Origin of the sequence: Georgenia sp. TF02-10 (assembly GCF_022759505.1) — a bacterium.
GTDB lineage: Bacteria > Actinomycetota > Actinomycetes > Actinomycetales > Actinomycetaceae > TF02-10.
In genome coordinates this window covers 3,259,171-3,284,607 of sequence record NZ_CP094289.1, presented here as the reverse complement: position 1 = coordinate 3,284,607, position 25,437 = coordinate 3,259,171, and the positions used below count along the sequence as shown (strand labels likewise).

Below are 25,437 nucleotides of genomic sequence, written 5' to 3'. Positions count from 1 at the left end.
GCGGAGCCGGGCGCCGGCGCGGGTGCCCCGGTCCGCCGGCAAGGCGGAACTAGGGTGCCTCCCGTGCCCACCGCCGACCCGCCCCTGCTGCACGCCATCGTCCCGGCCGGCGGCGCCGGTACCCGGCTGTGGCCGCTCTCCCGGCGCCGCGCGCCGAAGTTCCTCCTGGACCTCACCGGCTCCGGCCGCACGCTGCTGCAGGAGACCGTCGACCGGCTCGTCCCGCTGACCACCACCGCCGGCGTCACGGTCGTCACCGGCGCGGGCCACGCGCCGGCCGTGCACCGCCAGCTGCCCGAGCTCGCCGCCGGGCAGGTGCTCGCCGAGCCAAGCCCCCGGGACTCCATGGCCGCGATCGGGCTGGCCGCAGCCGTCCTCGCCCGCCGGCACGGCGACGTGGTCGTGGGGTCCTTCGCCGCCGACCACGTCATCGCCGACCGGCCCGCCTTCGAGCGCGCGGTGCGGGAGGCGGTCGACGTCGCCCGCGGCGGGCGGGTCGTCACCATCGGCGTCGAGGCCGACCACCCCGCCACCGCCTTCGGCTACATCCGGGCCGGCGACCCGCTCCCCGGCGCCCCGACCGCCCGGCAGGTGCGCGGCTTCACCGAGAAGCCCGACGCCGCCACCGCCGCCGCCTACCTGGCCACCGGGGAGTACCGGTGGAACGCCGGCATGTTCGTCGCCAGGGCGGCGGTCCTGCTGGGCCACCTCGCCGAGCAACGGCCCGCCCTGCACGACGGCCTGCAGCAGGTCGTCGCCGCCTGGGACACCCCGGACCGGGAGCGCGTGCTGGCCGAGGTGTGGCCGGGCCTGGAGAAGGTGGCCATCGACCACGCCATCGCCGAGCCGGTCGCCGCCGCCGGCGGGGTCGCCGTCGTGCCCGCCGCCATGGGCTGGGACGACGTCGGCGACTTCACCGCGCTCGCCGGGCTGCTGCCTGCGGGTCCCGACGGTGTCCGCGTCCTCGGACGGTCGGTGGGGGAGGCCGACGGCGGGGCGATCCCCGGGCAGGGCCGCGCTGGCGGGTCGGTGCTCGCCCAGGACGCCGACGGCGGCCTCGTGGTCCCGGCCGGCGGGCGCCTCGTCGCCGTGCTGGGGCTGCCCGACGTCGTCGTGGTCGACACCCCGGACGCGCTGCTCGTCACCGACCGCTCGCACGCCCAGGCCGTCAAGGGGATCGTCGACGCGCTCGGCGCCGAGGGGCGCGACGAGCTCCTCTGACCGAGGCGCGCGACCGGTTTCGCGGAGAACGTTGGTGAGTCTCGTCGGCCCCTTGTCCGTCGGTGTACCTTGGGGATAGCCAGTGGTCGCTGATTCTGAGAACTGTGTCATCATTTCGCACCACGGAGGGCGATGAATGTGGATCGAAGAAGACGAGGCGCCTGCTGGCGTGATCGAGACGTCGGATGGCCGGTGGGCGTGGTGGGCGCGTTGGCTTGGCGGTGTCGAAGTGTCTTTGGACACCTATTCGACAAGAGATGAAGCCGTTGCGGCTTTGCTGAGCGTGCTGCGCGAGGACTAGCGATACGGGGCCCGTCCGTTCGTTGTATCGCCAAAGTGTGGCAGGATTGTTGTGTGCTCAATCTGGGGCCTGTCGCCTTAGGGTCGATTTCGCAGCGGTAGGAGCTTGGGGAGGCCGCTAGATTTCCCCTGCTGCTGATAGCTCTCGCGATGGGGGGTTTGTCCGATTGCCGTAAAGTGCTCCTCACGTCTTAGCGGGATGAACGGGTGAGTAGGCATGTTGAGATCCAGGAGTAGGCGAGGCGACCTTTTGCGGCTCCTCTCTTATTTCGTCAACACATTTTGCCACCGCCGCGAGGTGTGAACGGATGATTGTCCCAATGCGTCGAGCCATGTTCCCTGGAGGACGTCGTGGACTGCACCAACGTGGGCGCGGCGTCCCGCAGAGCGGTGGCCCTCGGGGTCGGCACCGCGCTGGTCCCCCCGTGCTCCGACCCGCGCGCCTGCTTCGAACGATCGACATTCTCGTCGCAACTGCGCCTCACTTGCGCATTGCTCGATCCGATCAGTGGGGGCGCGACTGTGTCAGTTGGGCCTGTGATGGAAAGAGAGCCATCGGAGGGTCGCCAGCACGCGGCGGTTGCCGTCGGTGGGGGTGATGCTGAGCTTGTCGAAGACGTTGCGGATGTGCTTCTCGACCGACCCGATGGATAGGTGGAGCTCCTCGCCGATCTGCTCGTTGGTGCGGCCCTGGGCCATGAGGCTCATGACGTCCTGCTCCCGGCCGGTGAGCTGGGCGAGCGGGTGGTGGCGGCGGCCGAGGAGATCGTCGATAACCTTGGGGTCGACGACCACTCCGCCTCCCGCGACAGTGTGGATGGCACGGTCGAGCTCGGTGAGGTGGCCGACGCGGTCCTTGAGCAAGTACCCCACGCCACCGGGTTGGCTCTCGGCCGTGGCGAGCAGCCGGGAGGCGTACTCCCCGCCGAGGTACTGGGACAGGACCAGGATCGCTATCGCTGGGTACCGCTCGCGCAGCGCCAGCGCCGCCACCAGGCCCTCGTCGGTGTGGGTGGGTGGCATCCGGACGTCGGTGATGATGACCTCGGGCGGGTCATCGGCATGGGAGTCAACGGCGCGGTTCAGATCCTCGGCATCCTTGGCGGCGTGGAGGACTCGGTGACCGAGGGCGTCCAGGAGGGCGGTGAGACCTGCCCGCATCAGCGCAGCGTCCTCGGCGATCACGATGCGCATCAGGAGCGCTCCATCCCGGACGTGGGGTAGGGGATGGTGGCCCGCACCGTGGTGGGCCCCCCTTCCGGGCTGATGATGGCCACCTCACCGCCGAGGGACCGTGCCCGGGCACGCATTCCCCTCACGCCGGTTCCACGGTCGGGGTCGACACCTCCCGCCCCGTCGTCCCGGACGGTGAGCGCGATCTGGTCGGCGGATCGCCGCGCGGCGATGGTCACCGAGGAGCAGCCGGAGTGGCGCAAGGCGTTGGTCACCGCCTCCTTGGCGATCAGCAGCAGCGCGGATTCGGCCTCCGCGGACAGGGTCGGGAGGTCGATGTCTGCGGTTCCGGACACTGGCAGCCCGTACACCAGTTCCGTCAGCGCACTGCTCAATGAGGCCGGCGGCTCGGGGCGCAGACCCGTGGCCACCGATCTGACGTCGTCGAGGGCGCGTTCGTTCTCCTCGCGTGCCGCGTCCAGGTGCTCCAGCAGCTGGGACTTTGCTGCCGGGTCATCGACCTTTCCTGCGGCGAGCTCGATCATGCCCAGGTGCATGGCCGTGGCGGCGAGGTGCAGCTGTGCACCGTCGTGCAGGGTGCGTTCCAGCCGGACTCGCTCGGCGGCCGCGGCCTCCTCTCTGAGAGCTTGGCGGTGCGCCAGCTCGTCGATGTGTCCTCGGAGCAGGTCTTCCCGGGACCACAGCGTCCGGGTCGCGATGTCACTGGCCACCCGGGCGGCCGCTGCCGCCAGCCACGCGACGACGGCCAAGACCGCGAGGGCCAGCGCGGACGCGACAAGAGCGGCCACCGGACCGGTGGGGCCGGACGCCCCGCCCACGACGGGTTGGTCGGTGACGGCCCGATAGGGGGCCTGCACGACCAGCCCGCCGCAGGCCACCAGGACCACCCAGGCGAGGGTGCCGATGGCGGCGACCGGGATGCTGGTCAGGGCATGCGTCATGGCGCGCCAGGCGGCGATCGTCGGGCGGGACGGTGGAGGCGCAGCCACCATCCCGGCCCGAAGCAGCGCGACTTCCAGCTTGGCGGCTGCGTCGGCCCACAGCGGGAACAGCGGCAGGGCGATCGCGGCCATGGTCGAGATCCACCCGAGGGCGGTCTGGGCGGTCAGGTAGGCCAGGTGCCCCGGCACCTGGCGCGGACAGACACCCAGCATGTGCCATCGCTGGCTGGTGGTAGCCATCGGTACATCAGCGTAATTCACGTCGATCGCCGCCCCAGGCAGGTTGACCGCCTCGCGGGGGTGGGGTTGCCCTTACCGCCCGCGGCGGTCAACGGGCTGGGCGCTGCGGCGGGCAGCGGCTGGGATAGAAGCATGCCTCCTTATTCTGCGGTTATTGCCGAGCATCTATCCAAGACGTTCGCCCCGCCGGGGGGCGGAGAGCCTGTCGAAGTCCTCCACGATCTGACCTTGGAGGTCCCGGCCGCCGGGATGACTGCGGTCGTGGGTGCCAGCGGGTCGGGAAAGTCGACCTTGTTGTTCTGCCTCAGCGGTCTGGAGCGGCCCTCTGCCGGTGAAGTCACCCTCCTCGACACGCCGCTGAGCCGAATGAACCGCACCCAGCTGGCCCGCCTGTTCCAGGACGAGATCGGGTTCGTCTTCCAGTCCTACAACCTCGTGCCCTACCTCAGCGCCGAGGACAACGTGCTGCTGCCCGCCACGCTCGCCGGCCGCCGCAAGGACCGCTCCCTGGCCCGGGCGACCCTGGCCTCCTTCGGACTGGACGGCAAGGCCGACCAGGTGGTGTCCACCATGTCGAACGGGGAACAGCAACGCGTCGCACTGGCTCGAGCGATCACCGCCCGCCCGCGGATCATCTTCGCCGACGAACCCACCGGTGCCCTGGACACCACCACCTCGTCCTTGGTGCTCGACACCCTGCGCGGCCTGGCCGACGAGACCCACGCGGTCATCATGGTCACCCACGATCTCGACGCCGCGTCCCGGGCCGACCGCGTCGCGGTGCTGCGCGACGGGCGGCTGGTCGCCACCGTCGGTGCCGCAACACCGGCCCAGCTGCTCACGCTGATGCACACGGTCGGCAAGGAGGCATGATGCTCACCCTCATCATTCAGACCTTCCGCGCCCGGTGGCGGGCATGGTTGCCCGCCATGGGGGTCGTGATCCTCGTCTCCGCCCTGGTCGGGATCAGCATCCTGCACTACTGGTCCTCCACCACGCGGCAGATGGCCGCGGCCGTTGCGGAAGCCGGCACCACGCTGAGCGAAGTCCGCATCGCCGCCCAGACCATCTACGTCCTGACCGCCCTGTTCGGGGCGATCGCCCTCAACGTGGTCGGTTCAGCCACCGTGGAGGCCGAACGTGCCCTGATGGGGCAGTGGCGACTGGCCGGAGCCTTACCCCGCCAGACATCAGCGATAGCCATCGGGCTCGTCGCCCTCACTGCGCTCGTCGGCTCCATCCCCGGAGTGGCTCTGGCGGCGGTGGTCGGACCGCCGCTGGTCAATCTGGTCAACAGCATGGCCGGACCCGGCCTGGAAGAGGTGCCGGTGAGCATGCACCTGATCCCTGCGGCCATCGCCATCGTCCTGACCGTCATCACCTGTCTGCTCGGTGCACTCGCCCCCGCCCGCCGCGCCGCACGGGTACCCGCCGTCGAGGCGCTCGTGACTACATCCCCACACCGCACGCGCTTGACCACGGCGCGGATGGTGCTCACCGTGCTCGGCATCTTGGCCGCCGCGGCGATCGTCGCGATCGCACCAAATGTTCCGGCGACGTCCAACGGACCGGTGACGATCGCGTTCTACCTCGGCCTGTGCCTGATCCTCACCTTCTACGCCGCCGCCCCGGCGCTGGTCCCGGCGATCATCCGCGGCTGGGGCCGGCTGCTCAACCTGGTGACGGGGCCGGCCTGGCAGATCGCCCGGCGCTCGGCGATGGCCAGGGCTCAGATCAGCAGTGCCACGGTTGCGCCGCTGGCTGCCGGGCTGGGTTGCGTCGGCGTACTAATCGGTACCGTCAGGACTTTTCTGGCCCAAGCGCGCACCGTAGGCATCACCGACGTCAACCTGCTCGACAGCTGGGTCATCGTGGTCGTCGCCACGGTGATGCTCACCGGATGCAGCGTCGCTGTGGTCTCGCTCACCTCTCGCAACCGCGAACGCGAGTTCGCGTTGCTGCGCAGTGCCGGCGCCACCCCGAGCACGCTGGGCCGGATGGTGCTCCTCGAAGCGCTGCTTTACGTCATTACCGCCCTGCTGCTGGCCACGGTGACCACCCTGGCCACCGTCTTCACCCTGGCATGGCTCGGCTCCCGCAACGGCCTGCCCTTCGCCCCGCAGTTCCCTGGGCTCACCCTGGCCGCCTTCGCCGCCGGCGCCTACCTGGCCACCGTCACGGCGATCGCCCTACCCGCCCGAAAGGCCGTCGACGCCAACCTCCGGACCTCGCTCAGCCCCCAGTGATGGCTTCTCACAGACTGGCGTGCGCAGCACGGAACCGAGCTGGCCTCAGGCCCGTGAGGTCCTCGGCCTCATTGCCGTGCACGATCTCTGCGGCGACGAGCCGCGCGACGGCTGGGGCCAGGGTGATGCCGGAGTGCATCACGACGACGTAGGCGCCACTGACGCCGGGGATGGGACCGATGACCGGCAGCCCGTCCACCGGCAAGGGTCGCACCCCGAGCCGCACGCTGACCAGGCGGACACCGGGGACACTGACGGTGGCGGTCAGGCGGCGCAGCATCTTCTGACCTGCGCGTTGCAGGTCCTCGTGGCCGACCTCGCCGTCGTAGTCGGCCGCGACCAGCAGCTCACCATCGGCAGCCTCGCGGACCTCGAGGTGCGGGGTGGCTACCAGCGTGCGGACCAGCCCGGCAGGGGCCGTGAAGCGCATCAGCAGAGCAGGGGACGGCGCGACGGGCAGGCCGAAGCCGAGCGACGCGCACAGCACGGGCGCGTCCACCCCGGCCGTCACGACCACGGTCTCGGCGGGCACGAAGCCCGTGGATGCCTGCACACCCACGACCCGGCCGTCGCGGAGGGTGAGCGCCGTGACGACGGAGCTGGCCACCAGCTCGGCGCCGTGGTCCTGCGCCGCCCCCACCAGCGCCTGCGTCACGGCGACCGGGTCGATCGCTCCGTGGTCCGGTAGGTGCAGGGCGCGGGTCGGCCGGGCTCGAACCCGGAGGTGGGGCTCCAGCCGCGCGACCTCCGCCGCCTCCAGCAGCCGCTCATCGGGTCCGAGCCGGGCGTCAGCCCCGAGAGGCTCCTCGTCCCACACCAGCGCCCCTCGCCAGTGCACCTGCACGCCCGGTACCTCGGCCTCCATGCGCCGGTACTCCGGCAGGGCGCGGCGACGCAGGGGCGTGCTCGCGTCCGGAGGGTCGCCGCCGCGCGGCCTGCCGATCCACCCGAAGGAGTCCGCGGTCACTCCCGAGGCCGGCACCGACTTGTCCAGCAGGACCACCTCGGCGCCTGCCCGGGCGGACTCGTACGCCACCGCCGCCCCGACGATCCCGGCTCCCACCACCACGACCCGCGCCACGTCTGCTCCGTCTCGCTGCCGGTCCCTGCCGCGACCGCTGATCCACGTATACGCCGTCGCCGGCAACCTTCGCCGCTCGATTTCGCACCGGCACCGGCTCCGGCACCTGCACCGGCCCGGGCACCGGCACCGGCACCGGCCCCCGCCGTCGGCCGCCGGCCTGCTGCCTGCCAGGCGCGGGGCTAGGGTCGGCGCTGTGACCCTGCCCGAGGCGCCGTCCCCCGCCGCCCGCCGCATCAGCGGAATGGTCGCGGCGCTGGAGCCGGACCTCATCGCCGTCCGGCGGCACCTCCACGCCCACCCCGAGCCGGCCCGGATGGAGCACGAGACCACCGCGTTCGTCGCCGAGCGGCTGGCCGCCGCGGGCCTGGAGCCCCGGCTGCTGGAGGGTACCGGGCTGGTGGTCAACATCGGCCCGGACCCGCGCGAGCAGGGCCGGCGCCGCATCGGGCTGCGGGCGGACCTGGACGCCCTCCCGCTGCCCGAGACCACCGGCCTCCCCTTCGCCTCCACCCGGGAGGGCGTCTCCCACGCCTGCGGGCACGACCTGCACACCGCCGCCCTGCTCGGCGCCGCCCTGGTGCTCAAGGACCTCGCGGACGCCGGCGACCTGCCGGTCGGGGTGCGGTGCATCTTCCAGGCCGCCGAGGAGGTCCAGCCCGGCGGCGCGGAGTCCGCCATCGACCAGGGCGTCCTGGACGGCGTGGAGCAGATCTACGCCCTGCACTGCGACCCCAAGGTGGACGTCGGCAGCGTCGGCTCGCGGATCGGCGCGATCACCGCCGCCTCGGACACCGTCATCGTCACCGTCACCGGCGACGGCGGGCACACCTCCCGCCCGCACCTGACCGGCGACGTCGTCTTCGCCCTCGGCCAGCTCATCACCGCCCTGCCGGCCGTGCTCGGTCGCCGCCTGGACCCCCGCGCCGGGGCCAACCTCACCTGGGGCGCGGTCCACGCCGGCCAGGCCGCCAACGCCATCCCCACCACCGGCACCGTCTCCGGCACCGTCCGGTGCCTGGACGAGCGGGCCTGGCAGCGGGCCGCCCGGGTGGTCCAGGACGCCGTCGGCCACCTCCTGGCCCCCTACGACGTGGGGGTGGACCTCAACTACGTCCGCGGCATCCCCCCGGTGGTCAACGAGGAGCGCGCGGTGCGCACCATCGACGCCGCCGTCAAGGACGTCATCGGGCCCGACGCGCTCGTGCTCACCGAGCAGTCGCTGGGCGGGGAGGACTTCGCCTGGTACCTGACCAGGGTGCCCGGCGCCCTGGTCCGCCTCGGCACCCGCACCCCCGGCGGGCCGTCCTACGACCTGCACCAGGGCGACATCGTCTTCGACGAGCGCGCTATCGGCATCGGCGCCCGGATCCTCGCCCGCACGGCGCTGCTCGCCGGCACCCCCCGGCCCGCCGGGGCCACCCCGCCGACCGGGATCCCGCGGCCCGCCCCGCCCGCGCCGTCGGCCGGGGTGCCCGGGCCCGCGCCGTCGGCCGGGGTCCCCGGACCCGTCGCGCCGAGGCCGCCGACGGCGACCCCCCGGCCGGTCGCGCCCGTACCTGCCGGCCGAGACCGTCCGGGCGGCGGGACCAGAGCGCCCGGCTCGGGCCGGCCGCGGGGGTAGCCCGGGCGACCGTCCGGGCGGACGGGTGGCCGGCCTCCCGGCCCGGGGCATAGCCATGGGGCCACGGCCGAGGCCGGCCTACCGGGCAGCCCCCGCCCGGGCCGGAGGTCCCGCCCGGCGGGCGCGGGAGGGTACCCGCTGGGAAACGGAAAGGTAACGGTTTGCCGCGGCATCTCAGGATGCGGCGGCCGACGGCGCGCGTGGGTCTAGGGTCGTCTCGATACCAGCCGGACCCGGACCTGGCTGGGCACGCCACCACGATGCGGCGCCCGCCCTGCAGGCCCTCGGCACTCACACCAGGAGAGACGCGTGAAGAAGAGCATCTACGCGACGGCGCTGGCGGCCGCGGCCGCGCTGTCGCTCGCTGCCTGCGGGGCCGCCCCGGAGGGCGACGAGGACGAGGGCGGCCAGGGCACCCCCGCCGACGAGGCCACCACCGGCGCCGCCGGCGGCGGCGAGGACTTCCTCGCCTGCCTCGTCTCCGACCAGGGCGGCTGGGACGACCAGTCCTTCAACCAGTCGGCCTACGAGGGCCTGATGCGCGCCAAGGACGAGCTGGGCATCCAGGAGTCCGACGCCGAGTCCCAGTCCGACTCCGACTACGGCCCCAACGTGGACGCCATGGTCCAGGAGGGCTGCAACCTGACGATCGGCGTCGGCTTCCTCCTCGAGGACCCGATCCAGTCCGCGGCCGAGGCCAACCCCGACCTGAACTTCGCGCTCGTCGACGCCACCTTCAGCGACGCCGAGAACAACCCGGTCGAGATCGACAACGCCAAGCCGCTGGTCTTCAACACCGCCGAGGCCGCCTACCTGGGCGGGTATGCCGCCGCCGGCATGTCCAAGACCGGCAAGGTCGCCACCTTCGGCGGCATCCAGATCCCCTCGGTCTCGATCTTCATGGACGGCTTCGTCGACGGCGTCGCGAAGTACAACGAGGACAACGGCACCGACGTCCAGGCCCTCGGCTGGGACAAGGAGGGTCAGACCGGGTCCTTCAGCGGCGACTTCGAGAACCAGGCGGCGGGGCAGACCCTGACCGAGCAGTTCATCGCCCAGGGCGCGGACGTGATCATGCCGGTGGCCGGGCCGGTGGGCCTGGGCGCGGCGGCCGCCGCCGAGCAGGCCGACGGCGTCATGATCGTCGGGGTGGACTCCGACTGGTACGAGTCCACCGACTACGGCCCGATCGTGCTGACCTCGGTGGTCAAGGAGATCGGCCAGGCCGTCTACGACACCATCGAGGAGGGCACCGCCGGGGACTTCACCGGCGAGCCCTACATCGGCACCCTGGAGAACGAGGGCGTCTCGCTCGCGCCGTTCCACGACTTCGACGCCGAGGTGCCCCAGGAGCTCAAGGACGCCCTGACCGACCTGCAGGAGCAGATCGTCAACGGTGACATCACGGTGGAGTCGCCCAACGCGCCCTGACCCGGGCGCATGACGGCGACGACGGCCCGGCCGGCAGCGGCCGGGCCGTCACCATCCGCCCGCACCAGCCGAGACACCGGCCGCACCAGCGGCACCGAACCGCAGCACCCGCACCACCGCAGCCCCCGCGCCACCGCAGCCGCAGCCCCGCACCACGCCACCGCAGCCCCCGCACCGCCGCAGCCGCACCACGGCACCAGCACCACGGCACCCGCACCACCCGCCCCGGCACCGTCCGCCCCGGGCCAGCCCGACGGCGGTACCCCGCCCACCCGAGGACGCTCGGAGGAACAGACGTGAAGCTCGAACTTCGCGGGATCACCAAGGTCTTCGGCCCGCTGGTCGCCAACGACCACATCGACCTCGTCGTCGAGCCCGGGGAGATCCACGCCCTGCTCGGGGAGAACGGGGCCGGCAAGAGCACGCTGATGAACGTGCTCTACGGCCTCTACGCCCCCGACGACGGCCAGATCCTCCTCGACGACAAGCCGGTCACCTTCGCCGGCCCCGGCGACGCCGTCGCCGCCGGCATCGGGATGGTCCACCAGCACTTCATGCTCGTCCCGGTCTTCACCGTCGCCGAGTCGGTGGTGCTCGGCTACGAGCCCACCGGCGGGGCCGGGCTGATCCAGCTCGGCGAGGCCCGCCGGCGGGTGACGGAGCTCTCCGACCGGTTCGGCTTCGACGTCGACCCGGACGCCCGGATCGAGGACCTCCCGGTCGGCGCCCAGCAGCGGGTGGAGATCATCAAGGCCCTCTCCCGGGACGCCCGCGTCCTCATCCTCGACGAGCCGACGGCGGTGCTCACCCCGCAGGAGACCGACGAGCTGATCGAGATCATGCGCCAGCTCAAGGCCGGCGGGACCTCGATCGTGTTCATCACCCACAAGCTCCGCGAGGTCCGCGCGGTCGCCGACCGGATCACCGTCATCCGCCGCGGCAAGGTCGTCGGCGAGGCCAGCCCCACCTCCACCGAGACCGAGCTCGCCTCCCTGATGGTCGGCCGGTCGGTGAGCCTCGGCGTCGAGAAGGCCCCGGCCCAGCCGGCGGAGGAGGCGCTGACCGTCACCGGGCTGACCGTGCTGGACCAGGCCCGCAAGACGGCGGTGGACGACCTTAGCCTCGGCGTCGCGCGGGGGGAGATCGTCGCCGTCGCCGGGGTGCAGGGCAACGGCCAGACCGAGCTGGCCGAGACCATCCTGGGCCTGGCCGACCCGGTCGCCGGGTCCATCGTCCTGGACGGCAAGGAGCTGGTCGGCACCAGCGTGAAGGACCGGCTGCGGGCCGGCCTGGGCTGCGTGCCGGAGGACAGGTCCACCGACGGGATCGTCGCCAGCTTCTCGGTGGCCGAGAACCTCGTCCTGGACCTGTACGACACCCCGCCCTTCGCCAAGGGCGTGGCGCTGGCCCCCGCCGTCGTGCGCACCAACGCCGAGCAGCGGGCCGCCGAGTTCGACATCCGCCTGACCGCCACCGAGGACCCCATCTCCACCCTCTCCGGCGGCAACCAGCAGAAGGTCGTCCTGGCCCGGGAGATGTCCCGCGAGCTGCGCCTGCTGCTGGCCTCCCAGCCCACCCGCGGGCTGGACGTGGGCTCCATCGAGTTCATCCACCGGCGGATCGTGGAGGAGCGGGACCGGGGCACCCCGGTCCTCATCATCTCCACCGAGCTCGACGAGGTCCTGGCGCTCGCCGACCGGATCGCGGTGATGTACCGCGGCCGGATCGTCGGCATCGTCCCCGGCGGCACCGACCGGGACGTGCTCGGCCTGATGATGGCCGGCGTGCCGCAGGCCGAGGCGGAGGCCCAGGCCGCCGCCCACCGCACCACCCTGGGGGAGGCCGACCTCACCGGCGGCCTCCCGGACGGGGCCGGCCGGACCGGCGAGCCCGGCGGCACCCGGCCCGACGGCGCCCGGTCCGCCGGCACCCGGGCCGACGGCGCCCCGCCAGCCGGCAGAGCGGCCGACGGCACTCCGCCAGCCGGCACCCGGGCCGACGGCACCCGGACGGGCCAGCCCGGCGCCGCCGACGACGGCGGCCGCCACGCCGCCGGCCGCGGCCGCCGCGGCGCCACCCGCGCCGGCGGGACCGGTCGGGCCACCCGATCTGGCGCCCACGAGGACGAGGAGGGAATGTGAGCGAGCCGACCAGCCCGCGCCCCGCCCAGCCGGGGGACCTGACCGCGCAGGCGGCCCTGACCGCGCCGGCGCCGGAGACCCCCGGCGAGCCCGTGGAGACCCGCACCCAGCAGTTCGTCCGGGACCTGCTCTCCGGCGGCTGGCTGGTCTCCGTGCTCGCCGTCGTCATCGCCCTGGTCATCGGCGCGGTGCTCATCGCGCTGGCCGACCCGGCCGTGCAGACGGCCGCCGGGTACCTCTTCGCCCGCCCCAGCGACGTCTTCGGCGCCGCCTGGGACGCCGTCTTCGGCGCCTACAAGGCGATGTTCCGCGGCGCGATCCTCGACTTCGAGGCCGACTCGCTGACCCGGATGCTCCGGCCGCTGACCGAGACGCTGGTCTTCGCCGTCCCGCTCATCCTGGCCGGCCTGGGCCTGGCCGTCGGCTTCCGGGCCGGGCTGTTCAACATCGGCGGCCAGGGGCAGATCATCCTCGGCGCCATCGTCGGCGCCTTCATCGGGTTCACCTTCGACCTGCCGCCGGTCCTGCACGTCACCCTCGCCGCCCTCGGCGCCGCCCTGGGCGGGGCCATCTGGGCCGGGATCGCCGGCGTCCTCAAGGCCCGCACCGGGGCCAACGAGGTCATCGTGACGATCATGCTGAACAACATCGCGGTGTACCTCATCGCCTACCTGCTCACCACGACCGCGTTCAAGCTGCCGAACTCCCCGTTCCCCAAGTCCCCGGACATCCCCGTCGAGTCCGCCACCTACCCGCTGCTGCTCGGGCCGCCGTTCCGGCTGCACTTCGGGTTCGTCGTGGCCATCGCCGCGACCGCGTTCGTCTGGTGGCTGCTCGAGCGCTCGACCATCGGCTTCGAGATCCGCGCCGCCGGCGCCAACCCCTCGGCCGCCCGCACCGCCGGGATCTCGGTGAACCGTGTCGTCGTGATGACGATGGTGATCTCCGGCCTGCTGTGCGGGCTGGCCGGCTCCGCCGTCGTGCTGGGCACCGAACGGGCGCTGACCGCCGGGGTGGCCGCCAGCTTCGGCTTCGACGCGATCACGGTGGCGCTGCTCGGCCGGTCCCGCCCGCTGGGGACGTTCCTGGCCGGCATCCTCTTCGGGGCGCTGCGCGCCGGCGGCTTCCTCATGCAGTCCAACACCGCCACCCCGATCGACATCATCCTCGTCGTGCAGTCGGTCATCGTGCTGCTCATCGCGGCCCCGCCGCTGGTGCGGGCGATCTTCCGGCTGCCGGCCCCGGGCGCCCGGCCCCGCCGGGCCGCCGCCCCCGCCGTGAAGGAGGCCGCCGCATGACCGCCGTGACCACCCGGCCGCCGGCCTCGGCCGCGCCGGCCGCCGCCCAGGCGCTCGCCCCGATCAGCTGGCGCGGGCCGATCATCTACGGCGTCCTCGCCGTCGCCGCCCTGCTCTTCTTCGCGCTCCTGCCCGAGGGCGGCCGGCCGACGACGTTCCAGGTCTCCCGCGGCGGTGACCTGTTCGCCATCCCCAACTTCGCGCTCGGGCTCAAGCCCACCAACATCACCCTGGGCGTGCTCCTGCTGGCCCTGGCCGGCTACGCCACCTGGGCCGCCGCCAGCCGGCGGAAGGTGGGGGTGTGGCTGCCGGCGCTGTTCGGCGTGGCGTTCGTGCTGACCTTCCTCGTCTGGGTCGGCGCCGGCCGGGCCACGGTCATCCCGGTGACCACCCTGCTCTCCGGGGCGCTGGCGCTGTCCGTCCCGCTCGTCTTCGGTGCCCTGTGCGGGGTGGTGTGCGAGCGGTCCGGCATCGTCAACATCGCCATCGAGGGCCAGCTCCTCGGCGGGGCGTTCCTCGCCGCGGTGGTCGGGTCGCTGACCTCCAGCGCCTACCTGGGCATGATCGCCGCCCCGGTCGCCGGGGTGCTGGTCGGCGCCATCCTCGCCTTCTTCGCGGTCCGGTACTGGGTGGACCAGATCATCGTCGGCGTCGTCCTGAACGTCCTGGTCGTCGGGGTCACCAGCTTCCTGTTCTCCACCGTGCTCACCGAGAACAAGGCCACCTGGAACGCCGGGCAGCGGCTGCCCGCGCTGCCCATCCCGGGCCTGTCCGAGATCCCGGTCATCGGGCCGGTGCTCTTCCGCCAGACCCTCCTCGTCTACCTCATGTACGCGGCCGTGATCGTGCTGCAGATCTGGATCTTCCGCAGCCGGTGGGGCCTGCGGATGCGGGCCGTCGGCGAGCACCCCAAGGCCGCCGACACCGTCGGCATCAAAGTCAACCGCACCCGGGTGCTCAACACCCTCCTCGGCGGCGCCATCGCCGGGCTGGGCGGGGCGTTCTTCACCGTCGGCTCGGGCCTGGCGTTCGGCAAGGAGATGTCCGCCGGGCAGGGCTACATCGCCCTCGCCGCGATGATCCTGGGCAGGTGGAACCCGACCGGCGCCGTCGCCGCCGCGCTGCTGTTCGGCTTCTCCCGCAACCTCGGCAACGTGCTGTCCACCATCGGGTCCAACGTGCCCTCGGAGTTCCTCCTCATGCTCCCGTACGTGGTGACGATCTTCGCCGTCGCCGGCCTGGTGGGGAGGGTCCGGGCGCCCGCCGCCGAGAACATCCCCTACATCAAGTGAGCGCGGGGATGGCCGACGGCGGGAGCGCGGCCGCCGAGAACGCGGCCGACGGCGTCCCGCCGGGCACCTGGCACGCGCTGCGGGAGCAGGCCACAGAGGTGATGCGGCGGGCCTACGTGCCCTACTCCGGCTACCCGGTCGGCGCGGCGGCGCTGGTCGACGACGGCCGCACCGTCGCCGGCTGCAACGTGGAGAACGCCGCGTACGGGGTGACGCTGTGCGCCGAGTGCGGCCTGGTCTCGGACCTGGTCCGCACCGGCGGCGGCCGGCTGGTCGCCTTCGCCTGCGTCGACGGCGCCGGTGAGCCGCTCGTGCCGTGCGGGCGGTGCCGCCAGCTGCTCTGGGAGCACGGCGGCCCGGGGCTCCTGCTCGCCATGCCGCGCGGCATCACCCCGATGTCCGCCGTCCTGCCCGACGCGTTCGGGCCCGACCACCTCAAGGAGGCCCGCCCGTGACCGAAGCCTTCGACGCCGTCGACGTGATCCGGACCAAGCGCGACCGCGGCCGGCTCAGCCCGGCCCAGATCGACTGGGTCGTCGACGCCTACACCCGCGGCGTCGTCGCCGAGGAGCAGATGGCCGCCCTGGCCATGGCGATCTTCCTCAACGGGATGGACCGGGCCGAGATCGCCCGGTGGACGACGGCGATGATCGCCTCGGGCGAGCGGATGGACTTCTCCGGCCTGGCCCGCCCGACCGCCGACAAGCACTCCACCGGCGGGGTTGGGGACAAGATCACCCTCCCGCTGGCGCCGCTGGTGGCGGTCTTCGGCGTCGCCGTGCCGCAGCTGTCCGGCCGGGGCCTGGGCCACACCGGCGGCACGCTGGACAAGCTCGAGGCGATCCCGGGGTGGCGGGCGGCGCTGACCAACGCCGAGGTCATGGCCCAGCTCGCCGAGGTGGGCGCCGTCATCTGCGCGGCCGGCTCCGGCCTGGCCCCGGCGGACAAGAAACTCTACGCGCTGCGGGACACCACCGCCACGGTGGAGTCGATCCCGCTGATCGCCTCCTCCATCATGAGCAAGAAGATCGCCGAGGGCACCGGCTCCCTGGTCCTGGACGTCAAGGTCGGCTCCGGGGCCTTCATGAAGGACCTCGCCCGGGCCCGCGAGCTGGCCGAGACCATGGTGGCGCTGGGCACCGACGCCGGGGTGGCGACCGTGGCGCTGCTGACCGAGATGTCCACCCCGCTCGGCCGCACCGTCGGCAACGCGCTGGAGGTGCGCGAGTCGGTGGAGGTCCTCGCCGGCGGCGGCCCGCCCGACGTCGTCGAGCTCACCGTGGCCCTGGCCCGGGAGATGCTCGCCGCCGCCGGGCAGCCCGACGCCGACCCGGCCGCCGCCCTCGCCGACGGCCGGGCGATGGACGTCTGGCGCGCCATGATCGCCGCCCAGGACGGGGACCCGGACGCCCCGCTGCCGGTGGCCGAGCACACCGAGGACGTCCGGGCCGACGCCGACGGCGTGCTGACCGGGCTGGACGCCTACCGGGTGGGCCTGGCGTCCTGGCGGCTCGGCGCCGGCCGGGCCCGCAAGGAGGACCCGGTCCAGGCGGTCGCCGGGATCGAGCTGCACGCCAAGCCGGGCGAGCCGGTCCGCGCCGGGCAGCCCCTGATGACGCTGCACACCGCCACCCCCGAGCGCTTCGCCCGGGCCCGGGAGGCCCTGGCCGGCGCCGTCGCCATCGAGCCCGGCGCCGCCCCGGAGGCAGGTGGCGTCATCCTGGACCGGGTGGCGCCGTGACGGTGGTGGCCCGGTGAGCCGCTGGGCGCACCGCTCGCTCACCACGCTCCTCGCCCCGTTCGCCCCACCGGTGCCCCCGTGGGGCAGCACGCGCCCGACGGCGCCCGGGGACGCGCCGGCGGCGGGGTCGCCGGCCGGCCCGCACGGGCACCGTCCCGACCCGCCCCGGGGGAGGCGTCCCGACCGGCCCCTGGGGCGCCGTCCCGACCGGCCGCGGAGGCTCCGTCCCGGCCCGCCGCGCGGGCGCCGCCCGGCCCGGACCGTCACCTTCGGCGGCGCGCCCCTGCGCCAGGTGGACGCCACCACGTGCGGTCCCACCGTCCTGCTGCTGCTCGCCGCGGTCGGTGACCCGCTGCTCGCCCGGTGGCTCGCGGACGGCACCGTGCCGCCGCAGGTGGCCCCGCACCGCCTGCCGCCCGAGATCCCGCCGGACCTGCTGGCCGCCGCCCGCGCCGCGGGTGGCACCACCGACGACGCCGCCGCCCGGATCGCCGCCGCCCAGCGGTGGGTCGCCGGCCGGGTCCGCGCCCGGGCCCTCGGCCTCCTGCGCTGGCCGGCCGCGCTCGGCACCCCGCCGTGGACGGCGGCCCGGGAGGCCCGCTTCCCCGGCGTCCGCTACCGCTCGGTCCCGCTGGACGACGCCACCCCCGCCGCCGAGCGCGTCCTCCGCGCCGTGCACGCCGCGACGGCGGCCGGCACCCCGGTCGTCCTCTACACCGGCGGTGACCTCGCCGGCGGCCTCGCCGCCGCCGTGCCCCGCCACCTGGTCCTCGCCCTGCCGCCGGGCGCCGCCGTCGGCGACCCCGCCGTCGGCGGTGCTGCCGACCGGCAAGCCGGCCCCAGGACCGGAGTCGACGCCGCCGGCCGGGCGGTCCTCGACATCTTCGAGCCCGCCGCCGGCCGCCGGCACACCGTGCCGGTGGCGGACCTGCTCGCCCGCACCGGCCCGCACCCCGCCCTCGGCGGCTGGAGCCACGTGTGCTGGGCGCTGCTCCCGGTCCCCGCAGCCTCCTTGCGCCTGCCCGGCTCGCGGGGCAGGCTGGCAGGAGCGACGCCCGACCACGAAGGAGGAGCCATGAGCACCGACCCCATCGCCGTCGAGCAGGACCCGACCGACCTGGCGGAGGAGCACCGCCCCGACCCCGACCCCGTCACCGCCGAGGAGGAGTACGCGCCGGACCGGGAGCTGGACGTCCCCACCCGGGAGGCGGACCCCGCCGACGTCTCGGAGCAGATCGCCGAGGTGCCGGTGCCGGACGACGAGGAGGGCGACGAGACTGACGAGGGCGGGCTGGAGGCCTGATCGCGCAGAGTCGACGGGCGCTCGCAGCGCCTCCGCCGCGCCGCCGTCGATAGCTCGGCCGCCGTGGTCGACGTGCCGCCCGCCGGGTACGAGGACCTTGACCTCGCCGGGTCGGCGTCCACGCCGGCAGAGTTCCGCCGACAGCCCCGGCCACGGACCCGGGCTGCCTTGGTCTGACGGCTGCGCCGGGCGAGACCGGCGGAGCTGATCATGAACGACCACAAAGCCCTCTGCACGCCCCGGACCGGCCGGACCGGAGTGGCGGGATTCCGCGGACGGCGATTCGGCACGGCTGGGTCCGGAAGGTGCTTTGTGGTCGTTCAGGTGCACCGTGCTGCTGCGCGGTGCGCCGTTCGGGCCGACGGTCCCGGTAGTGGGCCCCGGCTGCCTCGGTCTGACCCGCTGCGCGACCGCTCCGCCGGGCGGGCCCCACGACAATGAGGTAGCGGAACCTCGTGCGCATTCCGAGCGCCCCCGCCGCTCCGGTTTCGGCGGCCCCGCCGCGGGAGATCGCCCCCCACAGCGGCTTCTCCAGCGTCCGGCCGACTGTCGCAATTGGCCTGGCAGCGTGGCCGGGCAGAATTACCGCAGACAGCTATGGGTTGTGCCATGCTGTCGGCGTGACGGCTGTGAATCGACGCGTGGTGCCGGCCGGGATCATCCGCGACGCGTGGCGCGAGCACCGGTGGCTGCCGGAGTGGTGGGAGAACGTCCCGCAGGTGGCGCTGGAGGCCGCGCTCCGGCTCGCCGACGGTGACCCCCGCCGGCTGCGCCTGGACGACGACGGGTCCGTCCAGGTCGTCAACGGCTGAGCGCGGGTCGTCAACGGCTGAGCCGCGTGCGCGCCGTCGCCGTCGGCCGACCGGACCCGGTGGCGGCTACCCTGGCAGCGGCCCGACCGGCCAGCCACGCGCCGTCGGCGCCGCACCAGGAGGAAGACCGCATGCCCACCCGTTCCGAGGTCGCCCGGATCGTCGACCACACGCTGCTCAAGCCCGAGGCCACGGCCGAGGAGGTGGCGGCGCTGGTCGCGCAGGCCCGCGAGCTCGGTGCCTACGCGGTCTGCGTCTCCCCGAGCCAGCTCCCGCTGACCGTGCCGCGCGAGGTGAAGGTGGCCACCGTCTGCGGGTTCCCCTCCGGCGCCCACCACGCCGACGTCAAGGCCGCCGAGGCGGCCCGGTCGGTCGCCGACGGCGCCGACGAGGTGGACATGGTGATCAACCTCGGCCTGGTCCGGGCCGGCCGGTTCGAGGAGGTCCAGGCCGAGATCGCCGCGGTGCGGGAGGCCACCCCGGGGATCGTGCTCAAGGTGATCATCGAGTCCGCGGCGCTGACCGACGAGCAGATCGTCGCGGCGTGCCGGGCGAGCGCCGCGGCGGGCGCGGACTTCGTCAAGACCTCCACCGGCTTCCACCCCGCCGGCGGCGCCACCGTGCACGCCGTGCGGCTGATGGCCGACGCGGTGGACGGGCGGCTGGGGGTCAAGGCCTCCGGCGGCATCCGCACCACCGAGGCGGCGCTGGCGATGATCGACGCCGGCGCGACCCGGCTGGGCCTGTCCGGCACCGCCGCGGTGCTGGAGGGCCTGGACGACTGACCGGCCGGGCGGGCGCCACCGGCGAGCGCCGGCCGGGGCTGACGAGGGCACCCGGGCCGAGCGCCGGCTGGGGGCCGGCCGGACACCCGGCGGGCAGCCGGTAGAGGTCAGGACATCCCGATGGCGGCCGAGACGTCGGCGCGCAGCCGGGTCATCCGGTCCGCGGCGGCGCGCCGGGCGGCGGCGACATCGCCGCCGTCGGCGACCGGCAGGACCACCTCCAGGTAGCACTTCAGCTTCGGCTCGGTGCCGGACGGGCGCACGATCACCCGGTCCCCGGCGGCGGTGAGGTAGAGCAGCCCGTCCGTGGGCGGCAGGTCCGCCGAGCCCTCCGCCAGGTCGGTCCGGGCGGTCACCGGCGAGCCGGCCAGCGCCGTCGGCGGGCTCTGCCGCAGCCGGGCCATGGCGTCGGCGATGAGGCCGAGGTCGGTCACCCGGACGGCGAGCTGGGACGTGTGGTGCAGGCCGTGCCGGCGGGCGAGGTCGTCGAGGGCGTCGAGGAACGTCCGGCCGGTGTCGGTGAGCTGGGCGCCCAGGTAGGCCAGGCGCACGGCGGCGGAGATGCCGTCCTTGTCCCGCACCGCCGTCGGGTCCACGCAGAACCCGATCGCCTCCTCGTAGCCGAAGACCAGGCCCTCGGTGCGGGCGATCCACTTGAACCCGGTGAGGGTGGTGCGGTGCGCCAGGCCGTGGGACTGGGCGATCCGGGCCAGCAGCTGGGAGGAGACCACCGAGCTCGCCAGCACCCCGCGCCCGGTGAGCGCCGCGGCCGCGGCGGTCTGCTCGCCGAGCAGCGAGCCGATCTCGTCCCCGGTGAGCTGGCGCCAGCCGCCGTCGGCGGCCGGGTCGGGCACCGCCGCGGAGCAGCGGTCGGCGTCCGGGTCGTTCGCGATCACCAGGTCCGCCCGGACCCGGCGGGCCAGGCGCAGGGCGAGGTCGAGGGCGCCGGGCTCCTCGGGGTTGGGGAAGGCGACCGTCGGGAAGTCCGGGTCCGGCTCGGCCTGCTCGGGGACGACGACGACGTCGGTGAACCCGGCGCGGCGCAGCGCCTCCACCGCCGTCGCCCCGCCGACGCCATGCATCGGGGTGAGCACGATCCGCAGGGCCCGGCTGTGCTCGCCGGGCACCAGCGATGCCACCCGCTGCAGGTACGCCTCGCGGACCTGCGGGCCGAGGACCTCCCAGCCATCGGCGGCCCGCTGGACGGCGGCGGCCGGGCCGACGGCGGCGATGTGCGCGGCGATCTGCTCGTCGTACGGCGGCACGATCTGCGCGCCCTGGCCGGAGCCGGTCACCGCCCGGCCGCCGAGGTAGACCTTGTAGCCGTTGTCCTGCGGCGGGTTGTGCGAGGCCGTGACCATCACCCCTGCGTCGGCGCCGAGGTGGCGCACCGCGAAGGCGAGGACCGGGGTGGGCAGGGGGGCAGGCAGCAGCCGGGCCCGGCCGCCCGTGGCGGTCACCACGGCGGCGGTGTCGACGGCGAAGTCGGCGGAGCCGTGCCGGGCGTCGTAGCCGATGACCACCGAGAAGTCCGGCCCGACCTGCTCGGCGAGGAACGCCGCGAGCCCGGCCGCAGCGCGGATGACCACCGCCCGGTTCATCCGGTGCGGGCCGGCGCCAAGCGCGCCGCGCAGGCCGGCGGTGCCGAACTCGAGCGGCCCGGCGAAGCGCGCGGCCAGCTCCGCCCGGGCCCGCGCGCGCTCATCCGCGCCGGCCGGGGCACCGGCCGCGTCGCCCGGGGCACCGGCCGTGTCGCCCGGCGCGCCGGCCGCGTCACCCGGCGCAACGGCCGCGTCGCCCGCGCCGTCGGTGGCGCGGGCGAGGAGCTCGGCGAGCTCGGCGCGGGTGGCCGGGTCGGGGTCGGCGTCGATCCAGGCGCGGACCTCCTCGGTGCTGACGGTCATGACGGATGTCCTCCTTGCCAGGCGGCGGGTGCGCCGGCGGCCGGCGCGGGGTGGCGGGTCAGAAGCGCCGGACGATCTCGGCGAGCAGGCGGGCGATGCGCGGGCCGGCGGCGCGGCCCGCGGCCAGTACCTCGGCGTGGTCGAGCGGGGTGGGGGAGATCCCGGCGGCGGGGTTGGTGACCAGGGAGATGCCGAGCACCTCCAGGCCGGCGTGCCGGGCGGCGATGGCCTCCAGGGTGGTGGACATGCCCACCAGGTGCCCGCCCAGGCGCCGGGCCATCTCCACCTCGGCCGGGGTCTCGTAGTGCGGCCCGGGGAACTGCACGTAGACGCCCTCGGGCAGCCCCGGGTCCACCGTGCGGGCCAGCGCCCGCAGCCGGGGGGAGTACAGGTCGGTCAGGTCCACGAACGTCGCGCCCTCCAGCGGGGAGGCGCCGGTGAGGTTGATGTGGTCGCTGATCAGCACCGGCGTGCCCGGCGCCCACGCCGGGTCCAGCCCGCCGCAGCCGTTGGTCAGCACCACGGCGTGCGCCCCGGCGGCGGCCGCGACCCGCACGCCGTGGGCCACCGCCCGCACGTCCCGCGCCTCGTAGTAGTGGCTGCGGGGCAGGACGAGCGCGTGCCGGTCGGTGCCGGCGATCCGCACCGACCGCACGGTGCCGCCGTGCCCGGCGACGACCGCGGCGGCGAAGCCGGGGACCTCCTGCGCGGGCACCTCGGCGACCGTCTCGCCCAGCAGGTCCGCGGCGCCGGCCCAGCCCGAGCCGAGGACGAGGGCCGTCTCGTGCCGCGCCACCCCGGTGCGCTCGGCCAGGACGACGGCGGCCTGCCGGGCGAGGTCGGCCGGGTCGGCGGCGCCGCCGGTGCCGGCGGGTCCGACGGCGGGCAGGGCGGGGGCGGCGCCGGTGGTGGCGTCCGTGGCCGCGTCGGGGGTGGGGCCGGCGGCCGCACCACCCGGGGCCGCGGCGCCGTCGAGCGGGGTCGTCATGAGCCTGACGCTACCGCGCATCCGGGTCGCCCCGGCGCGCCCGACGGCCGGTCCCGGCACAATGCCCCCGTGAGCACCTCCACCGGCCCCCTCCCCCCGCCGCAGACCGAGGCCCTTGGTCCCGCCGCCACCCCCGGGCCGGCCGCCACGGCCGGCGAGGCCGCCCCGCCGGTGACCCCGGCCGGCGCCGGCGCCGAGGTACGGCCCGAGCAGGTCCCGGCCGGGGCCTCCCCGGTCCGCGAGGGCGCCCGGGTGGTCATCGTGGGCGGTGGCCCCGGCGGGTACGAGGCGGCCCTGGTGGCCCGCCAGCTCGGCGCCCGGGTCCACGTCATCGAGCGCCAGGGGATGGGCGGCTCCGCCGTGCTCACCGACGTCGTGCCGTCCAAGACCCTCATCGCCACCGCCGAGTGGATGACGGTGACCGAGCAGGCCGGCGAGCTAGGCATCGGCGCCGAGGGGGAGGACGGGGCCCTGCGGGCGGACATGGACGTCGTCGACCGGCGGGTCATGCGCCTGGCGCAGAAGCAGTCCAAGGACATCCGCACCCGGCTCGAGCGCGAGGGGGTGCAGATCGTCGAGGGCACCGGCCGGATCGAGCCGACCATCCACCCGGACGGCTCCCGGCTGGTGCGCGCCACCACCCACGACGGCGCCGAGGAGGCCTTCCCGGCCGACGTCGTCCTGCTCGCCACCGGCGCCACGCCGCGGGTGCTGCCCACCGCCCGGCCGGACGGGGAGCGGATCCTGACCTGGGCGCAGATGTACAACCTCACCGCCATCCCCGAGCACCTCGTCGTGGTGGGGTCGGGCGTCACCGGCGCGGAGTTCGCCGGCGCCTACAACGCGCTGGGCGCCCAGGTCACGCTGGTCTCCAGCCGGGACCGGGTGCTGCCCGGGGAGGACGAGCACGCCGCCGAGCTCATCGAGGCCGTCTTCCGCCGGCGCGGGATGACGGTGCTGCCGCGCTCGCGGGCCGCCGGGGTGCGGCGGACCGGCGACGGCGTCGTCGTCGAGCTCACCGACGGCCGGACCGTCGCGGGGTCCCACTGCCTGGTCGCCGTCGGCGGGGTGCCGGCCACCGACGGGCTCGGGCTGGCGGCGGCCGGGGTGGAGACGACGTCGGCCGGGCACATCGTCGTCGACCGGGTCTCCCGCACCGCGGCGCTGGGCGTCTACGCCGCGGGGGACTGCACCGGGGTGCTGCCGCTGGCGTCGGTGGCGGCCATGCAGGGCCGCATCGCCATGTGGCACGCCCTGGGCGACGCCGTCGCCCCGCTGAACCTGGGCATCGTCCCGGCGAACATCTTCACCGCCCCGGAGATCGCCACCATCGGCGTGACCCAGCGGCAGATCGACGCCGGCGAGGTCGACGGGGTGATCACCCGGCTGCCGCTGAGCCGCAACCCGCGGGCGAAGATGCTGGCCATCTCCGAGGGCTTCATCAAGCTCTTCTCCGACCGCGCCTCCGGCACGGTGATCGGCGGCGTGGTGGTCGCGCCGCGCGCCGCCGAGCTCATCCACTCGATCACCATCGCGGTCACCCAGCGGATCACGGTGGACCAGCTGGCCAACGTGTTCACCATCTACCCCTCGCTGACCGGGTCCATCGCCGAGGCCGCCCGCACCCTGCACCGCGCGGGGGAGGTGCGCCGGGCATGAGCGAGGCCGCGTCCCCCGCCCCGGCGGGCCCGGCCCCGGCGGCCCCCGCCCCGGCGGCCTCCGCTCCGGGGTCTCCGGCCCCGGCGGCCCCGGCCCCGGGGTCTCCTGCCCCGGCGGGTCCCCCGGCGGCGCCCGCCCCGGTCCTGCCCGACCTCGCGGCCGCCGACGTCGTTGACCTGACCGCCGCGGTCTGCGACATCCCCTCGGTCTCCGGGGCGGAGGGCCCGCTCGCCGACGCGATCGAGACCGCCCTGCGCCGGCAACCGCACCTGGAGGTCCAGCGCGACGGCGACGACGTCGTCGCCAGCACCCGGCTCGGCCGGGCGCGGCGGGTGGTGATCGCCGGGCACATCGACACCGTCCCGGTCCAGGCCAACCTGCCCACCCGGCGGGTGACCGCGGCCGACGGCACCGAGGAGCTGTGGGGCCGGGGCACGGTGGACATGAAGGGCGGGGTCGCCGTCGCGCTCCACCTCGCCGCCGCGCTGACCGCCCCGCGCTGGGACGTCACCTGGGTCTTCTACGACCACGAGGAGGTGGCCGCCGAGCTGAACGGGCTGGGCCGGCTGGTGCGCCGGCACCCGGACTGGCTCGCCGCGGACCTCGCCGTCCTCGGCGAGCCGACGGCCGGCGGGATCGAGGGCGGCTGCAACGGCACCCTCCGGGCCGAGGTGCGCCTGACCGGCCGGACCGCGCACTCCGCCCGGGCCTGGCGCGGGGTCAACGCCGTGCACGCCGCCGGGGAGGTGCTGCGCCGGCTCGCCGAGTACCGGCCGCGGGAGGTGGAGGTCGACGGGCTGGTGTACCGCGAGGGCCTCTCCGCGGTGGGGATCGCCGGCGGCATCGCGGCGAACATGATCCCCGACTCCTGCGTGGTCACGGTCAACTACCGGTTCGCGCCCTCGCGCACCCCGGCGGAGGCCGAGGCGCACGTCCGGGAGGTCTTCGCCGGCTACGACGTCGCCGTCACCGACCTGGCCGGCGGGGCCCGGCCGGGTCTGGACGACGAGGCCGTCGCCGGCTTCGTCGCGGCGGTCACCGCGGTCACCGGCGGGCGGCCCGGGCCCAAGTACGGCTGGACGGACGTCGCCCGGTTCGCCGAGCTCGGCGTGCCGGCGGTGAACTTCGGCCCCGGGGACCCGATGCTCGCCCACGCCGACGACGAGCGCTGCCCCACCGCGCAGGTCCGGGCCTGCGCCGCGGCCCTGCGGTCCTGGCTGGGCTGATCCCGGCGCC

Annotated in this window: 21 protein-coding genes; 16 read left to right on the top strand and 5 right to left on the bottom strand. The window is 74.8% G+C overall.

Features of this window, described 5'->3' with window-relative positions; translation table 11 throughout:
* Positions 1 to 63 precede the first annotated feature (63 nt).
* Positions 64 to 1,221: a mannose-1-phosphate guanylyltransferase gene (locus MF406_RS14915; protein ID WP_242895266.1), complete on the top strand. Its 1,158-nt coding sequence runs from the start codon at positions 64 to 66 to the stop codon at positions 1,219 to 1,221.
* A 136-nt stretch (positions 1,222 to 1,357) separates the two neighbouring features.
* Positions 1,358 to 1,522: a hypothetical protein gene (locus tag MF406_RS14910; protein ID WP_242895264.1), complete on the top strand. Its 165-nt coding sequence runs from the start codon at positions 1,358 to 1,360 to the stop codon at positions 1,520 to 1,522.
* 524 nt (positions 1,523 to 2,046) lie between these two features.
* Here the strand turns inward: MF406_RS14910 and MF406_RS14900 are convergent.
* Both MF406_RS14900 and MF406_RS14895 read right to left on the bottom strand, forming a co-directional pair.
* Complete coding sequence (locus MF406_RS14900; RefSeq protein ID WP_242895257.1) at positions 2,047 to 2,715, bottom strand: response regulator transcription factor; 669 nt, start codon at positions 2,713 to 2,715, stop codon at positions 2,047 to 2,049.
* On the bottom strand, positions 2,715 to 3,896 hold the full coding sequence (locus MF406_RS14895) for a sensor histidine kinase (RefSeq protein WP_242895255.1): 1,182 nt from the start codon (positions 3,894 to 3,896) through the stop codon (positions 2,715 to 2,717). The genes MF406_RS14900 and MF406_RS14895 overlap by 1 nt, the downstream gene beginning before the upstream one ends.
* A gap of 132 nt (positions 3,897 to 4,028) precedes the next feature.
* Here MF406_RS14895 and MF406_RS14890 point away from each other — a divergent pair, with 132 nt between their 5' ends.
* Complete coding sequence (locus tag MF406_RS14890; RefSeq protein WP_256463901.1) at positions 4,029 to 4,769, top strand: ABC transporter ATP-binding protein; 741 nt, start codon at positions 4,029 to 4,031, stop codon at positions 4,767 to 4,769.
* Complete coding sequence (locus MF406_RS14885) at positions 4,769 to 6,142, top strand: FtsX-like permease family protein (RefSeq protein ID WP_242895253.1); 1,374 nt, start codon at positions 4,769 to 4,771, stop codon at positions 6,140 to 6,142. Before MF406_RS14890 ends, MF406_RS14885 begins: the two co-directional genes overlap by 1 nt.
* Positions 6,143 to 6,149: 7 nt before the next feature.
* Here the strand turns inward: MF406_RS14885 and MF406_RS14880 are convergent, their stop codons facing one another.
* The gene (locus MF406_RS14880; protein WP_242895251.1) at positions 6,150 to 7,223 is read right to left on the bottom strand and encodes an FAD-binding oxidoreductase; all 1,074 of its coding nucleotides are present in this window, start codon (positions 7,221 to 7,223) and stop codon (positions 6,150 to 6,152) included.
* A gap of 196 nt (positions 7,224 to 7,419) precedes the next feature.
* Between MF406_RS14880 and MF406_RS14875 the strand changes: the two genes are divergently transcribed.
* From MF406_RS14875 to deoC, 10 genes are all read left to right on the top strand, one after another.
* Positions 7,420 to 8,847: an amidohydrolase gene (locus MF406_RS14875; RefSeq protein ID WP_371744520.1), complete on the top strand. Its 1,428-nt coding sequence runs from the start codon at positions 7,420 to 7,422 to the stop codon at positions 8,845 to 8,847.
* A gap of 309 nt (positions 8,848 to 9,156) precedes the next feature.
* Complete coding sequence (locus MF406_RS14870; RefSeq protein ID WP_242895249.1) at positions 9,157 to 10,278, top strand: BMP family protein; 1,122 nt, start codon at positions 9,157 to 9,159, stop codon at positions 10,276 to 10,278.
* Between the two features lie 296 nt (positions 10,279 to 10,574).
* Positions 10,575 to 12,419, top strand: coding sequence for an ATP-binding cassette domain-containing protein (locus MF406_RS14865; protein ID WP_242895248.1), 1,845 nt, complete (start codon positions 10,575 to 10,577; stop codon positions 12,417 to 12,419).
* Positions 12,416 to 13,717: an ABC transporter permease gene (locus MF406_RS14860; protein WP_371744519.1), complete on the top strand. Its 1,302-nt coding sequence runs from the start codon at positions 12,416 to 12,418 to the stop codon at positions 13,715 to 13,717. The genes MF406_RS14865 and MF406_RS14860 overlap by 4 nt, the downstream gene beginning before the upstream one ends.
* A complete protein-coding gene (locus MF406_RS14855; RefSeq protein WP_242895246.1) occupies positions 13,714 to 15,009 on the top strand; it encodes an ABC transporter permease in 1,296 nt (431 codons plus the stop codon). Before MF406_RS14860 ends, MF406_RS14855 begins: the two co-directional genes overlap by 4 nt.
* A gap of 8 nt (positions 15,010 to 15,017) precedes the next feature.
* A complete protein-coding gene (locus tag MF406_RS14850) occupies positions 15,018 to 15,464 on the top strand; it encodes a cytidine deaminase (protein ID WP_256463962.1) in 447 nt (148 codons plus the stop codon).
* On the top strand, positions 15,461 to 16,750 hold the full coding sequence (locus MF406_RS14845) for a thymidine phosphorylase (RefSeq protein WP_242895245.1): 1,290 nt from the start codon (positions 15,461 to 15,463) through the stop codon (positions 16,748 to 16,750). The genes MF406_RS14850 and MF406_RS14845 overlap by 4 nt, the downstream gene beginning before the upstream one ends.
* Positions 16,751 to 17,042: 292 nt before the next feature.
* On the top strand, positions 17,043 to 18,053 hold the full coding sequence (locus MF406_RS14840; protein ID WP_242895243.1) for a hypothetical protein: 1,011 nt from the start codon (positions 17,043 to 17,045) through the stop codon (positions 18,051 to 18,053).
* Between the two features lie 620 nt (positions 18,054 to 18,673).
* On the top strand, positions 18,674 to 18,865 hold the full coding sequence (locus MF406_RS14835) for a hypothetical protein (RefSeq protein ID WP_242895241.1): 192 nt from the start codon (positions 18,674 to 18,676) through the stop codon (positions 18,863 to 18,865).
* Between the two features lie 131 nt (positions 18,866 to 18,996).
* Positions 18,997 to 19,650: a deoxyribose-phosphate aldolase gene (deoC, locus tag MF406_RS14830; protein WP_242895239.1), complete on the top strand. Its 654-nt coding sequence runs from the start codon at positions 18,997 to 18,999 to the stop codon at positions 19,648 to 19,650.
* A gap of 107 nt (positions 19,651 to 19,757) precedes the next feature.
* Here deoC and MF406_RS14825 read toward each other — a convergent pair whose 3' ends face one another.
* Together MF406_RS14825 and MF406_RS14820 are read right to left on the bottom strand one after the other, a co-directional pair.
* Positions 19,758 to 21,554 (bottom strand): phospho-sugar mutase, encoded by a 1,797-nt coding sequence (locus tag MF406_RS14825; RefSeq protein ID WP_242895231.1) that lies wholly within the window; start codon positions 21,552 to 21,554, stop codon positions 19,758 to 19,760.
* Positions 21,555 to 21,612: 58 nt separating this feature from the next.
* A complete protein-coding gene (locus tag MF406_RS14820) occupies positions 21,613 to 22,542 on the bottom strand; it encodes a purine-nucleoside phosphorylase (RefSeq protein ID WP_242895230.1) in 930 nt (309 codons plus the stop codon).
* Between the two features lie 252 nt (positions 22,543 to 22,794).
* On the opposite strand from MF406_RS14820, the gene MF406_RS14815 reads away from it, so the two are divergent.
* Complete coding sequence (locus MF406_RS14815) at positions 22,795 to 24,201, top strand: NAD(P)H-quinone dehydrogenase (RefSeq protein ID WP_242897816.1); 1,407 nt, start codon at positions 22,795 to 22,797, stop codon at positions 24,199 to 24,201.
* Entirely contained in the window at positions 24,198 to 25,427 is a 1,230-nt protein-coding gene (dapE, locus tag MF406_RS14810; protein WP_242895228.1) for a succinyl-diaminopimelate desuccinylase, read from the top strand. Before MF406_RS14815 ends, dapE begins: the two co-directional genes overlap by 4 nt.
* Positions 25,428 to 25,437: the final 10 nt, after the last annotated feature.